Below are 13173 nucleotides of genomic sequence, written 5' to 3'. Positions count from 1 at the left end.
GTGATTTTATGGACGAGGGGTATCTAAAATTTGTCATAGTAGGCCATGTTGACCACGGGAAAAGCACCCTAATAGGCAGGCTATTATTTGACTCTGGCTCAATACCAAAGGAAAAGATAGATGAAATAAAGAGCATCTGCGATAGCCTTGGGAAAGAAATGGAATTTGGCTATGTGATGGACCACTTAGAAGAAGAGAGAGAGCAGGGCATCACGATAGAAACTACCCAGACCTTCTTTAAGACAAAAAAGAGAAACTATGTGATAATCGATGCTCCGGGCCATGTGGAATTTCTAAAGAATATGATAACAGGCGCGTCCCAAGCAGAAGCAGCCATCTTGATTGTTGATGCGGAGGAAGGCGTTAGGGAGCAGACTAAGCGCCACGCATATATTTTGAGCATGCTCGGTATAACTCAAGTTATAGCAGTAATAAACAAGATGGATCTAATAAGCTTTGATAGGGAAAAATTTGAATCGATAAAAGCTGACCTACTAAATTTCCTAAGGGAGATTGGCATAAAACCCTCATACATCATCCCGATATCTGCAAAAAATGGTGATTTTGTCGCATCAAGCACCTTTAATCTATCCTGGTATTCGGGTCCGACTGTCCTAGAAGCGCTTGACTCGTTTGTGCCAAAGGAAAGGTCAGTTGAAAAGCCCTTGCGATTTGCAGTCCAGGATGTGTACAACTTTGATAAGAGAATCATTGCAGGAAGGGTGGAAAGCGGGCTATTAAAGAAAGATCAAGCTGTTACAGTCCTCCCATCAGGAGAAAAGACAAAGGTAAAGTCAATCGAAGAGTTCCTTAAAAATCCAGAAGAGGCAGAGCCCGGAAAATCGATAGGGCTCACAACTCTTGATAAGCTATTCGTTGACAGAGGGAATATAATTGTCGATTCAAATGACAGCTCCTATAATGTAACTAGTAGCTTTAGGGCCAGCATATTCTGGATGGATAAAATGCCGTACAAACTCGGCACTCCAATCATGTTAAGATGCGCAACGCAGGAAGTTATGTGTAGGGTAGAATCCATCATAAAACTAATAGACTCATCGACCCTTGAGCTATTGGTAAGTGATTTGGGAGTAATAAAGAACAGGGAAGCAGCGGATGTTGTGATAAAAACAGACAAAGAGATTGTGGTGGATGATTTCTTAGATATACCAGAAACTGGCAGATTCGTACTCGGAAAAGAGGTAACAGTTGCCGGTGGCATAGTTAAGGGGGAGAAGATATGCTAGTTGTTCTTGCAATTGATGCTCTTGAATATGCGCTAGTTGAAAAGTACCAGTGTGAAAACCTAAAGCAGAAGTATTACGGAAAAACTAATATTTCAGAGTTCTCTCAACCTAGGACGATGGTCTTATGGAGCTCATTTATGACTGGTGAGAACAAGGAAAAGGAGATTCTAAAGCTAGGCGATAAAGAGATGTGGAACAAACAGTTTGATATCAAGGAAACATTCTTCTTTAACTTCCAGGATCCAAAGATAATAGATCTCCCAGGATTTAGCTATGATAAGAAACAGCATGAAGAAGAAAGGGAGTTATTAAAAGCATACTTCGCTACTGATTCACCTGAAGAGAAAACTAAGATAAGAAATGATTACAACGCACATGCTTTTTCTCACCATAGAAAAATAAAGACAGAATTCTTAGAAGCACTAGAAGGCAATTATGATTTTGTACTTGGATACTTTAGTGTTGCAGATGTAATCGGCCACCTGAACTTTGGCAACAACCTCATGATGAAGATGATATATAAAGACCTCGATGAAATAGCTGGCGCAATAAAACACAACTTCATAGTCCTCTCAGACCACGGCATGAAGGCCATAGGACAGTTTGGGGACCACTCTGAATACGGGTTTTGGAGCACATCTTTTAAGGATATAAACAATCCGAAGATAACTGATTTTTCAAAGATAATAGTGGGGATGATGTAATGGAAGAGTTAGGAGCTGTAAAGATACCAAAAAGATTGATAGAAGAGATAAAAGAGTATATCAAGGACAGCGAGTTTAAGTCTGTCGATGATTATGTCAGCTTTGTCATAGAAGAAGTCCTAAAGGATGACGATGAAGCAGAATTTTCAGAAGAAGATGAAAAGCTAGTTAAGGACAGACTAAAAGACCTTGGATATCTAGATTAATTTTTTTACGGTAAACACTTATTTTTATGAATTAACTTTTTTTATAATATTAAATACTAAAATTCCAGTAATAAATCCAATTGCCATATTTGAAACTACAGAGATAATGGCCGTAAGAATCATCACAAATATCTCAGAATTAGATTTAATGTCCTGAACTAATTTAACAAGTTCGTAGGATACATATAATAGCATTGCCCCCACTATGCTCATGGAAAATACAGAAAATAAATTTAGAATAGATTTTGATAAAAACAAGCCCAAACTAATTTCTATCGAGCCTTCCATTATATTGGCCCCTCCAGTTCTTGCGCCGAAAGTATATTGGCCTGCTAGCCCACCTGCCCCATGACACATGGGGAATCCTCCAAAGAAGGGAACAATTACATTAATAATTCCCGTATTAAGTAATAATTTTCTTTCAGGTACCGGTTTTTCCGGGAAATACTCTTTAAGTAATGCAGTGACTGCTATAACTGCATTTGTCAACGTAAGGGGAATTTGGGCTATTCCCGCCATAATCATACCGGTATACATGTCTTCAAGTGAAATAATAGTAATTGGCGGAAGTGTAAATCCTATGTCGATTATACCAGTTAGTTGCCCCTTAAAAATGATTAATAAAAAACCAAAGATAAATAATAAAATGGCTGCTGGCAGTTTTGTATTCTTTCTAAAGATTAATATAATTAAAATCGATATAACGCCAATAAATATATCTGTTTTGAAAAATTCAAATCCAGTTAAAAATAGAGTAAATCCTAGTGCTAGAATAATCCCTCTTGTAACGGATTTAGGCGTATATTTTACAATTATTTGAATTAGATTTGTAAAATAAAGAAATAGCCATACAATCCCTAATCCGAATCCGGTGGAATAAATAAGGGAGGGTGTCCAGCCTTGTGCAATGGCGACAGTTGCAACTGTTTTTTTTGGCTGCAATGGCATAGGGAGCTTGTATGCTAATCCTAAAAATATGTTAACAAGACCCAGCATGACAAGAAATCCTGCTGGATTAAGTCCATTTACAACTATATATCCAATAGCTAAAGGCAACAAAGTGCCAAAATCTCCCATTGATCCAGCAAGTTCTCTTAAATTAAATTCAAATCCTTTTATTATCATTATATCAGCCCATCGGCAGTATTATATTTTTATTTTTCTATCTTTGATAAATATAATGCCAATAATCGGATAATATCTTTCATTCTTAACATCATATTTATATGGCTAGAATATAAAACTTATTTCAATTAGTTTTTTGATTAATTTTTTTCCATATTCTTATATATAGGGAAAAGCCTAATCATTAAAGCCTAGTTGAGAAAAATGCCATTTAAAGCCTATGATGTTAGAGGGATTTACCCAGGCCAGATTGATGAAGAGTTCGCATACAGCCTTGGAAGGGCTCTTGGCAGGTCATATAACGAAATAGCAGTTGGTATAGATAGCAGAATAGGCTCAGAGAAGATCAAAGACTACTTCATGTCTGGCATCATGGACGAAATATCAGACGTAATATACCTTGGGGCTATATCAACACCGCTATTATATTTTGCGACAAAGGATAGATTTTCCCTTGGCGTCATGATCACTGCATCCCACAACCCCAAAGAGTATACGGGGTTTAAAGCATGCGGTAGAAATGCCATTCCGCTCTCACCCCAGGATGAGATAAAAAGAGAATTTAAATTATTCAACTTACCAAATAGAATACTCCATATAAAAGAAACGAGAAATGACATAATAGACGAATACAGAGGATTCTTTATATCAAAGCTCTCAAAACTTAAAAAATACAGGATAGTCTCTGATTTTTCTAACGGCTCCCTTGGAGTGGAGTGCAGCATCCTAAAGGAGGTATTCCCAGAAATGATATCTCTAAATGAAACTCCTGACGGGAATTTCCCGGGCCACTCTCCCAACTCTATAGGGGCTGAATCTACAAAAGCCGTTAGAGAAAAGGTCAGAGAAACTAATAGTGACATAGGTATCATATTTGACGGGGACGGGGACAGGATTGGATTCATTGACGAGATGGGAAGAGAAGTTAGAGGCGATATCTTGACAGCTATTATAGCAAGAGAGCTCTTAGAAGAACAGAAGAACTCTAAAATCCTCTATGACCTAAGATCATCTAAAGCTGTCCCAGAACTTATAGAATCCTCTGGAGGCATCCCTGTAAAATCCAGGGTGGGCCACCCATTCATAAAAAAATTAATGAAGAAGGAAGGCGCAGTTTTTGCCGGAGAATTCTCAAATCACTTCTATTTCAAGGAGATAGGCTCCTTTGAATCCCCACTTTTAGCACTATACTATGTATTAAAGTCACTTGATAATAAATCATTGGGCCAGCAGGTAGATGAACTTACTAAGTACCGACACAGCGGGGAGATAAATGTCAGGACAACAAACCCGATAGAGAAGATAACTGAACTCAAAAAATTATTTAAAGGTAAAAATATAGAAGAACTAGACGGAATTACTATTTCAGATAGAAGTTGGTGGGTAAATGTCAGGCCATCAAATACTGAGGCGCTATTACGCATCACTGCAGAAGCCTCTGATGAAGAGACTCTTGATTATATTTTGAAAGATGTAAAAAGAATTGTTGGTGAAGAATAGATGACCCTAAACAGATATGTTGCAAAAATACCTGAAATAATCGAAAAGATAGACAATGGGGGTATAGAACTCCCTGACCTTAGCGGCAGTGCATTTATAGGTAACGGCAATGCATTCCACATAGCAAGGCTTTACGCCATGCGTTTCAACGGGACTGTTTTCAGGGCTGAAGAGATAAAAAGGCTACCAAAAGACCAAAAAGTCTGCGTTATCTCTGCCTCAGGCGGCAAGGACTCTATTGACGTTACAAAGCACTTTAATGATCCAGTTCTTTTAACCTGCAACCCCAACGCCCCATCTAGAGAATACTCTTCGAAGTGCATAACTTTACCTGCTGAGAAGGAGCCGCCTTTTTACAATGTTACTACTTATGCCGGCATGATATACCTACTTGACAGAGTTAAACTAAATTCGCCCTTTGAAGACAAACTTCTACTAAATGAGCTAAATTATAACGCCATAATATTCATAGCATCATTAAATAAACACCCGATAGCTTCAATGGCAGCTTTAAAGATGAGGGAGATATTTGGAAAGATGGCGCTAAGCCTTACAAGGGAAGAGGCCTACCATGGCTGGTTTTTGCACCCTACAAAGTATGAAGGTCTAGTCACAGTCGACACTGATTTTGAGTTTAACTCACCATACAAGCTTTCTGGGAGCCTATTAAATCTATTGAGCCACCTTTACTATAATATTGGGATTTTACAAGAAAAAACAACTCCAAACAAACCTGATTACCAGAGAATTCTAGACCTCAGGAACTGGAAGCTTTAGTCTTTAATTTTTTAATCTTTTTCTTCTTTTCAGGCTTCCAAAAAATCAATTTAAAACTTTGATTTTTTTTATTCTAAAATGTAAAAGACTTCAGTAAAAGTTATATACATTTCATGAAGATAGTACTTAGATGATGTTTAGCGCTGTTATTTTTAAGGATGAAGACATGTATGTTGCAGAATGCCCAGAAATAGGGACTGTAAGCCAAGGATATACAATAGACGAAGCTCTTTCAAATCTAAAGGAGGCTACTGAGCTTTACTTAGAAGAATTCCCCTTAGAAAAACATTCCAATCCATTGCTCACCACTTTTGAGGTAACTCTAAATGCCAAAACTTAATTCTTTACCAGGGATTAAGGTAATCAAAATACTAACTAAAATGGGATTCACACCAATAAGGCAGGCAGGGAGCCATGTTATTCTAGTCAAGCAAGATGAAAATGGAAAGGTAGGATGTGTAGTTCCGTTGCACGATGAATTAAAGATCAGGACTTTGAAAGGAATTTTAAAACAGGCAAAGATTGAAGACAACTCTGAAGCCATAAACTACATCATCTCAAAATACAAAGAGGATTGTATTGATTTAGAAGTCAATCCCAAATATATTGACAAACTTTTGGGGATAGATCGGGAACCTGGGATTAAGTTTAAAACAATCAATGAGTTGCGTCAAATTATTGAGAGTGACTAGATATATAGTTGCCAAAAAAATTACCATTTGCTAGCTTCTTCCATAAATTCTTCAAATGTTAAAAACATAAATCCAATCCCTTTTTTCATTTGGGATTACTTCCTCAATTCTTTTGTTTAGGTCAGATTTATTTGAAGCGCTCGACACAACAGTGTCTATTAAAACTGCAAAGTATCCTTTTGCCCCATTACTCTTTAGAGAAGATTTGATTTTTCTTGAGTTAATTCTTCCAATCTCTTTCTGGAAGATATATTCGAGAGAAGGATTCTTCGCCATAATATCTTCTATTTCCTCATAAAACATTCCGACGTTATCTTTAGTTTTTAAATAGAATTTAAGAAGCTCTTCGTCACTACTTTCTTTCATTTCCTGATCAAAGGATGTTATAAGGCCATATTTTGCTATTGATTTCTTATACATTGACATTATTGACTTTGAAGTTGACCCATAAAAAAAGACGTTGTCTGTATTGAGAAGGCCATCATATACAATTTTGCCTTTAAACGGTAAAAGAAATGTTCTGACATAAGAAGGAGTATATTCAATAAATTCGCATATTGGGTCATTTAGAGAAAGGACGCCATAAGATTTGCCACTTTCGTTGTCATACATATGGGTGTATTCTTTCTCAAATTTTATTATGAAAAAGTTAGAACAGATTCCATTCTTCCACTGTCTTACGATTTTCAATTCCTCATTTTTAAAATTATAAGGATTATCATCTATATATTCATCAATAATTCCTCTATTATCCAAAACAATATCTCTTAACTCTACCCATTCTTTTTTCATTATCACTTTTCTTGATGAGTCTTTTTTAGATTCTCTTTTCTTCTTTTCAACATATATTAAGAGACCTTGATAAAGCTTCAAGAATTGATCTATTTCTTTCTGGGAAAGCTCCATATTATTCTATCTTTTATATTGGATTGGATTTATAAAAATTTGGGCCATATTTCGACAATCCATAAAGATTTGAAATATATTACATTAGTAACGTAGGTGGCTTTAAAATATGTCAATAATAATAGCTAAAAAATGGTATAGACAATCATTACATGATCTGGAAATGGCTGAAAAAAAATATTGATATCAAAGGATATGACATTACTGCATTCCTATGCCATCAAGCAGTTGAAAAACTTCTGAAATGTATTTTTGTTCTTGATATAAGAGAAATCCCAAGATCACACCACATAGACGAACTTGCCAAAGACTTAAATCTAGAGGCAAATATAATAGACTTAATTAAAGATTTAACATACGATTATACTTTTTCCTAGATATCCAGATGTATCCCATACTGTTCCATTTGAAGAATATACTGAAGACATTGCGATGACTAATTAAATGCTACAAAGACGATTTTTAGATTACTTAAAAATAGATATGAAGCGTTGTTGGAGGAAAAGTAATGTCTGACCCCTTAATTGAAAAGTTCCAAAGAGAAGCTTTGCCCATGATAAAAAAAGAGTTCAAACCCAATCGCATAATACTTTTTGGATCCCGAGTCAGGGGAGATGCCAGGGAAGACTCTGACATAGACGTTATACTCGTCTCTTCATATTTTAAAAACATTAGGTCAATTAATAGAATGTCTCTTGTTCTAAAGAAAATACATTTTAAAAAACATGTTGACTACCTTTGTTATACTAATGAAGAATTTATGAAAATCAAAGATGAATCAGGAATAATCCAGAGTGCATTAAAAAATTCTATTGAGATTGAAATATAGGATTACATCCTCTAAATTGTCACTCGATTTAAGAAATAGAATCTATAAACTTAATTTTTAATCTTTTTCTTCTTTTCTTATTTGATTAACTATACCTAATCGCCGATTATCTTTATAAACATAAATATACACTGTGTTATAATGAAGTTTTTTACTAAAAATCATCAAGAGTATATAAATAAACTTTTTTGCAAAATCAAAGAGTATTATGGTGATGCCTTAGTGTCCCTTGTTGTCTATGGATCTTATGCAAGGGAAGAGAATAAGTTTGATTCAGATATTGATTTATTTATTGTAATTAAAACAGATAAGAACAGGAGAGAAAGAATAAGAGAATTTGTTAATGATATTGAATCCCCTCTTTTAAATTTAAGCCTCAAGCTTTACGATGATAATATATGCTCAGAGATATCACCTTTAATTCTAACAGAAAAAGAATCCTTGTGTTTTAATCCTCTTTATCTTGACATGGTTACAAAAAGAATTATCATATTTGATAGAGATAATTTCATGGAAAATTTACTTTTGAAATATAAGAATTTAATGAATGAGTGTAAAACAAGAAAGGAAAAGTGTGGCAGTTTTGAATACTTTGTCCTTAATAATAAAAAGATATTAGAGGGTATAAAAGTTGGATAAACTTTCAGAAGACTATTTAAAACGTGCCAGTATTAGATATGAAGTATTGGATGAATATCTCAAAAGAGAAGGGTATGCAGAAGTAGTAAGAGAAGCCCAGGAAACTGTGGAGCTTTTATTAAAGGCCGTCTTACTAGATATGGGGCTGATTGTCCCGACTATGCACGATGTTAGTATTATCCTAGATAAAAATAAAGACTTTTTAAAAGAGCCATTCTTATCTAATTCTGATAAAATAAGAACTATCTCCAAAACATTAAGAAAAGAAAGGGAGGTAAGCTTCTACGGTGCTGAAGACTTTTTACCTTCTGAAGAATATGCTCAAAGTGACGCAATAAGGGCCATAGATGATGTAAAGTTTGTTTTAGACATTGTAAAAAAAACTTTAGAACTAGAATGAAATGTTCAAAATCCTGGCTACCGCCATCATCGATCAAAATAAAGAAAAAGAATCTTTAATTTTTGATCTTGTTCTTCTTTTCTTATTTTAAGGCTTCCAGACTTTCAAAAAATCGACCCTTTCAAAGTCGCTGTCGTTTGTCGCTATATTCTTGATGTCATAGTATTTGCAAGTAGCAGCGTGGATCGCATCGTTTGGGAGGAGTGAATACCTAACTATAAACTCTTTAATTGATATTTCTGAATTATATTCTAAAATATTCAAATTGTCCAATCTAAATGTATCAACAACAACATCAATAGAAATCTCACCTAAGATTTGGGAATCTTCCTTTATCTTTTTTACAACGTCTTTTAGATTTATTCTATATTTTTCACTTATTTTAATTCGTATATAATTAAAATAAGTTTCAGAAATAACAACGGAATTGATTACTCCTATAATTTCTCTTTCATCAACTCTTTTTAGAAAATTTTTTGTCAAGTTATAATATTCTTCACGTTTCAAAAGAAAGTATGTAAAAATATTTGAATCGACAAATACTTTAGAGCTTATTCAATATCTACACCATATTCGGTCATTTCTATGCTCTCATCAATCAGCTCTTTTTTTGATTGAACAAGTCTCTTTTCTATTTCATCTATTTTTGACCTTCTTATCTCTAAAATGACCTTTTCGCCTTCCATCCCAAGTTTCTTAAGATCCTCGTCAGTTTTGATTATTCCGTCCTTTATCCTTGCATGGATTATTATTCCCATAAATAAAAATTGCATTTGAAAGTTTTTAAGTATTGCCATGAACTTTCATCAATCAAAATCAGGAAAAAGAATCTTTAATTTTTGATCTTTTCTTATTTTAAGCCTTCCAGGACTTTCAAAAAATCAAAAAGATTTAAATAAGACCCTTCCCTAGCCCTTTAAGCTGTTTTTTAAAGCTTTAGAAGGTGATATAGGTGGACAAACGTATCGAAGAGAGAAACTTTACAAAGTATGGATTTAATATGAACCTGTTTGTATCTGTTACAAGTGGGGTCTTCATTCTGATTTTTGCCCTTTATGCGCTTTTACAACTGGATAGGGCAAATAAGCTCTTGCAGTCTATAAATAGTGCAATACTTACAAACTTTGATTGGGTTTTCATCCTTTCTAGTAACATATTTTTGCTTATCTGTATAGGTTTAGCTCTTTCAAAGCTGGGAAATGTCAGAATCGGCGGCATAGATAGTGTGCCAGAGTTTTCTAAGATTGCCTGGTACTCTATGCTTATATCAGCCGGGATGGGCATAGGATTAATGTTTTGGGCTGTAGGAGAACCGCTAACGCACTTTATCAATGCTCCACCAATATTTGAAAGCGCTGATCCCGCAGTATCAGCACTAGCATCAACATTTCTTCACTGGGGGCTCCATCCTTGGGGAATCTATACTTTGATTGGGCTAGGATTGGCCTACTTTGCATTTAACAGAAAACTTCCCCTATCAATTAGGTCTGTATTCTACCCTTTCTTAAAGGATAAGATTTACGGCATACATGGGGATATCATAGATACCTTTGCGGTATTGGCCACAATGTTTGGGCTTGCAACATCTCTTGGTCTTGGAACATTGCAGATAAATAGCGGCCTTGATTACATTTTTAACATAGGGGTAAGCACAGGGATCCAGGTGGGGATAATAATTGTGGTAACGCTTCTTGCAACAGTATCTGTGATGGCGGGTATACACAAAGGTGTACGATTTTTATCTGAAGTTAATATGAGGATTGCCTTCGTGTTTATGATGTTGATATTTTTATTGGGGCCCACAACTTACATATTGCGACTTTTTGTAAACTCTATAGGCGTCTACTTTGGAAATATCGTTCAGTATGCAACATTTCTATCAACAACTGGAGACTCTAATTGGCAGGGCGCATGGACTATATTCTATCTCGCCTGGTGGATATCATGGTCTCCATTTGTCGGGATGTTTATTGCAAGAATCTCTAAAGGAAGAACAATAAGAGAGTTTATAGTGGGTGTATTATTTATACCGTCACTAATATCGTTTTTCTGGCTGTCTGTATTTGGAGGAAGTGCCATATTTGTCGATGGACTTTCAGGTGGCTCTCTCTTTCAGACTGTCCAGGATAACTATCCTGTGGCACTTTTTGAAATGATTAATCTTTTGAACATTCCACTAGCAGCCGAAGCAGTTAGGCTTGCTCTTTTTGTCCTAATTACTCTCTTAGTCATGACATTCTTTATCACCTCCTCAGACTCCGGATCTTTAGTTGTAAACAAGCTTACATCAAGCGGCGTTCTAGGCGCTCCAAAGCGCCAAAGGGTATTCTGGGCTCTCCTAGAAGGTGTTTTGGCTGCAACCTTATTGATTATAGGGGGGGAGTTGGCCTTAGAGACACTTCAAACTGCAGTTATAATTGCTGGACTTCCCTTGGCAGTTGTCCTCTTCTTCATGTCATTTTCTCTAATAAAGGGAATAGGTGAAACTTACGAGGATCAGCACAAAATAAGGAAGAAGGATGAGTTCTGGGGAATTATAAATGAGTTAGGATTGGATGTTCCTGTAGAGGATTTGGAGGTAGATGAAGACCAAGAAAAGTAACTCTCCGGTGTGGTGATATCTATGAAAAAAACAGTTTCATGAAAACATCATAAAAGTAAGCCCAATTCTTCTTCTAAGGCTTCCAGACTTTCAAAGTCGCTGTCATTTGTCGCTATATTCTTGATGTCATAGTATTTGCAACTGGCAGCGTGGATCGCATCGTTTGGTAAAAGTCCGTATTCTTTCGATAAGTCAAATGAAAGTTTGGATATTTCTTCACCAAGTTGCAGGATTTTGATTCCTTCATACATATATAATTCTTCAATGACCTTACTTGATTTTTTAAGTTTAGGAATTATACTTGGATTTTCTTTTAAATAAATTTTTGATTTAGATGGGTCTAATTTCTTTGTTTCTGATATTTAAATCATTATCAGTTTGTAGAATAATTCACTAATAACTAATGGAGATACATACCCTAGAACTTCGCCATATTTTACTTTTGATATATAGCCCCTGCAATCCCTACTAAATTTATTATTTGATTTTATCGTGTAAAGAAATATGTTGGTATCTATGAAAGCATCTTCATGTAATAGATTAATATTTACACTCAAAATATATCTTCATCTTCCAATATCTCTTGGAATACTTCATCAGAAACGTCAAAACTTACACTAAAAGCAGATCTATCAGATATTTTATCGTCTATTTTAACTAAAACTTCCTTATCCTCGATGTTAATTTTCTCAAGAGGGTAAATAATTCCGTTTTTTATTCTCGCATGGACAATTATTTCCATAAATATTACTACAATTGAGTGTTTTTAAGTATTGCTATGAACCTTCATTAATAAAGATAAAGAAAAAGAATCTTTAATTTTTGATCTTTTCTTCTTTTCTTATTTCTAATTCAACAATGTAGGTTCAAAATAATTTCTTCAAATCTTCTATCGTAATCTCTAAACTGTTTAGTATTTCTCTTAATACTTTTGGGTGGATAGTTTTCCCAGAATGATAAGGTACTGTTATTCGTATTCCCGATTCATTCTTGAATATTTTATGACTTCCACTTTGTCTTACTTCTGAGAATCCAAGTTTTATCAATGCTTTTATTATTTTATCAGGACTAACTCTTGGAAGTTTCTCTTTCATATTGCCACTTCAACTGTAGTAAAGCTTACATTCTGATTTTCTGGTAACTTTTGTCCTGTTTCGCTCATTTCCTCTAAAAGTAGTTTAATAACATCTTTAATATTTTCTATGACTTCCTCGTAGGTGTCCCCTTGAGTGTAGCATCCCTCAATATCGGGGCAGAATGCAAAATACCCATCTGAATCCTTTTCTATTATTATTGGAAATTTTAATGATTCCATTTTTGATCCTCTACTCTAAAATATATGATTAGTATTTATGACTTTTGCCTTCTTGTTTAATTTCTTTTTCTTATTTTAATCGTTAATTTTTTAAAATCCTATTAAAACGAGTTATTGGAAGTGATAAATTTGAAAAAATATCTTGCTATTTTATTGATTCTGGTATTTCTACTTCCTGGCTGTATAGGTCAGGGTGCTGATCAAAGACCAGAGAAAGTTTCTAGTCTGGTA

Annotated in this window: 20 protein-coding genes; 12 read left to right on the top strand and 8 right to left on the bottom strand. The window is 34.9% G+C overall.

Annotated elements, in window-relative coordinates; genetic code table 11:
* The first annotated feature begins 8 nt into the window (after positions 1–8).
* Genes KO464_03255 through KO464_03245 form a run of 3 tightly spaced genes read left to right on the top strand, consistent with a single transcriptional unit; the run spans position 9 to position 2157 of the window.
* The gene (locus KO464_03255; GenBank protein MCC7572387.1) at positions 9–1247 is read left to right on the top strand and encodes a GTP-binding protein; all 1239 of its coding nucleotides are present in this window, start codon (positions 9–11) and stop codon (positions 1245–1247) included.
* The gene (locus KO464_03250; protein ID MCC7572386.1) at positions 1241–1951 is read left to right on the top strand and encodes an alkaline phosphatase family protein; all 711 of its coding nucleotides are present in this window, start codon (positions 1241–1243) and stop codon (positions 1949–1951) included. The genes KO464_03255 and KO464_03250 overlap by 7 nt, the downstream gene beginning before the upstream one ends.
* Positions 1951–2157, top strand: coding sequence for a CopG family transcriptional regulator (locus KO464_03245; protein MCC7572385.1), 207 nt, complete (start codon positions 1951–1953; stop codon positions 2155–2157). Before KO464_03250 ends, KO464_03245 begins: the two co-directional genes overlap by 1 nt.
* 24 nt (positions 2158–2181) lie before the next feature.
* Here KO464_03245 and KO464_03240 read toward each other — a convergent pair whose 3' ends face one another.
* A complete protein-coding gene (locus KO464_03240) occupies positions 2182–3282 on the bottom strand; it encodes a putative sulfate/molybdate transporter (GenBank protein ID MCC7572384.1) in 1101 nt (366 codons plus the stop codon).
* Between the two features lie 204 nt (positions 3283–3486).
* Between KO464_03240 and KO464_03235 the strand changes: the two genes are divergently transcribed.
* The 4 genes from KO464_03235 (at position 3487) to KO464_03220 (ending at position 6251) form a co-directional block, all read left to right on the top strand.
* Complete coding sequence (locus KO464_03235; protein MCC7572383.1) at positions 3487–4782, top strand: phosphomannomutase/phosphoglucomutase; 1296 nt, start codon at positions 3487–3489, stop codon at positions 4780–4782.
* On the top strand, positions 4783–5559 hold the full coding sequence (locus KO464_03230; protein ID MCC7572382.1) for a hypothetical protein: 777 nt from the start codon (positions 4783–4785) through the stop codon (positions 5557–5559).
* A gap of 130 nt (positions 5560–5689) precedes the next feature.
* Positions 5690–5899, top strand: coding sequence for a type II toxin-antitoxin system HicB family antitoxin (locus tag KO464_03225; protein ID MCC7572381.1), 210 nt, complete (start codon positions 5690–5692; stop codon positions 5897–5899).
* Positions 5886–6251 carry a type II toxin-antitoxin system HicA family toxin gene (locus tag KO464_03220; GenBank protein ID MCC7572380.1) on the top strand — a complete coding sequence of 122 codons (366 nt, stop codon included), beginning with the start codon at positions 5886–5888 and terminating at the stop codon, positions 6249–6251. The genes KO464_03225 and KO464_03220 overlap by 14 nt, the downstream gene beginning before the upstream one ends.
* 51 nt (positions 6252–6302) lie before the next feature.
* On the opposite strand, the gene KO464_03215 is transcribed toward KO464_03220, so the two are convergent.
* The gene (locus KO464_03215; GenBank protein ID MCC7572379.1) at positions 6303–7157 is read right to left on the bottom strand and encodes a hypothetical protein; all 855 of its coding nucleotides are present in this window, start codon (positions 7155–7157) and stop codon (positions 6303–6305) included.
* A 152-nt stretch (positions 7158–7309) separates the two neighbouring features.
* On the opposite strand from KO464_03215, the gene KO464_03210 reads away from it, so the two are divergent.
* The 4 genes from KO464_03210 to KO464_03195 all read left to right on the top strand — a co-directional run bounded on the left by KO464_03210 (position 7310) and on the right by KO464_03195 (position 9025).
* Entirely contained in the window at positions 7310–7534 is a 225-nt protein-coding gene (locus tag KO464_03210; GenBank protein MCC7572378.1) for a HEPN domain-containing protein, read from the top strand.
* Positions 7535–7665: 131 nt separating this feature from the next.
* A complete protein-coding gene (locus KO464_03205) occupies positions 7666–7986 on the top strand; it encodes a nucleotidyltransferase domain-containing protein (protein MCC7572377.1) in 321 nt (106 codons plus the stop codon).
* A gap of 141 nt (positions 7987–8127) precedes the next feature.
* Entirely contained in the window at positions 8128–8625 is a 498-nt protein-coding gene (locus tag KO464_03200) for a nucleotidyltransferase domain-containing protein (GenBank protein ID MCC7572376.1), read from the top strand.
* Complete coding sequence (locus KO464_03195; protein ID MCC7572375.1) at positions 8618–9025, top strand: HEPN domain-containing protein; 408 nt, start codon at positions 8618–8620, stop codon at positions 9023–9025. Before KO464_03200 ends, KO464_03195 begins: the two co-directional genes overlap by 8 nt.
* 87 nt (positions 9026–9112) lie before the next feature.
* Here the strand turns inward: KO464_03195 and KO464_03190 are convergent, their stop codons facing one another.
* Both KO464_03190 and KO464_03185 read right to left on the bottom strand, forming a co-directional pair.
* Positions 9113–9532 carry a PIN domain-containing protein gene (locus tag KO464_03190; protein MCC7572374.1) on the bottom strand — a complete coding sequence of 140 codons (420 nt, stop codon included), beginning with the start codon at positions 9530–9532 and terminating at the stop codon, positions 9113–9115.
* 44 nt (positions 9533–9576) lie between these two features.
* Positions 9577–9783 carry a hypothetical protein gene (locus tag KO464_03185; GenBank protein MCC7572373.1) on the bottom strand — a complete coding sequence of 69 codons (207 nt, stop codon included), beginning with the start codon at positions 9781–9783 and terminating at the stop codon, positions 9577–9579.
* Positions 9784–10025: 242 nt separating this feature from the next.
* Here KO464_03185 and KO464_03180 point away from each other — a divergent pair, with 242 nt between their 5' ends.
* Positions 10026–11627, top strand: a complete 1602-nt coding sequence (locus KO464_03180; GenBank protein MCC7572372.1) for a BCCT family transporter — start codon at positions 10026–10028, stop codon at positions 11625–11627.
* A 47-nt stretch (positions 11628–11674) separates the two neighbouring features.
* On the opposite strand, the gene KO464_03175 is transcribed toward KO464_03180, so the two are convergent.
* The 4 genes from KO464_03175 to KO464_03160 all read right to left on the bottom strand — a co-directional run bounded on the left by KO464_03175 (position 11675) and on the right by KO464_03160 (position 12942).
* Positions 11675–11878: a PIN domain-containing protein gene (locus KO464_03175; GenBank protein MCC7572371.1), complete on the bottom strand. Its 204-nt coding sequence runs from the start codon at positions 11876–11878 to the stop codon at positions 11675–11677.
* Between the two features lie 302 nt (positions 11879–12180).
* The gene (locus KO464_03170; protein MCC7572370.1) at positions 12181–12369 is read right to left on the bottom strand and encodes a hypothetical protein; all 189 of its coding nucleotides are present in this window, start codon (positions 12367–12369) and stop codon (positions 12181–12183) included.
* 124 nt (positions 12370–12493) lie between these two features.
* On the bottom strand, positions 12494–12721 hold the full coding sequence (locus tag KO464_03165; protein ID MCC7572369.1) for a type II toxin-antitoxin system HicA family toxin: 228 nt from the start codon (positions 12719–12721) through the stop codon (positions 12494–12496).
* Complete coding sequence (locus KO464_03160; protein MCC7572368.1) at positions 12718–12942, bottom strand: type II toxin-antitoxin system HicB family antitoxin; 225 nt, start codon at positions 12940–12942, stop codon at positions 12718–12720. The genes KO464_03165 and KO464_03160 overlap by 4 nt, the downstream gene beginning before the upstream one ends.
* Between the last annotated feature and the right edge of the window lie 231 nt (positions 12943–13173).

Source organism: Methanofastidiosum sp., assembly GCA_020854815.1.
Taxonomy (GTDB): domain Archaea; phylum Methanobacteriota_B; class Thermococci; order Methanofastidiosales; family Methanofastidiosaceae; genus Methanofastidiosum.
Note: the sequence above shows the minus strand (reverse complement) of the source record. Positions and strands in the feature narration are given on the sequence as shown.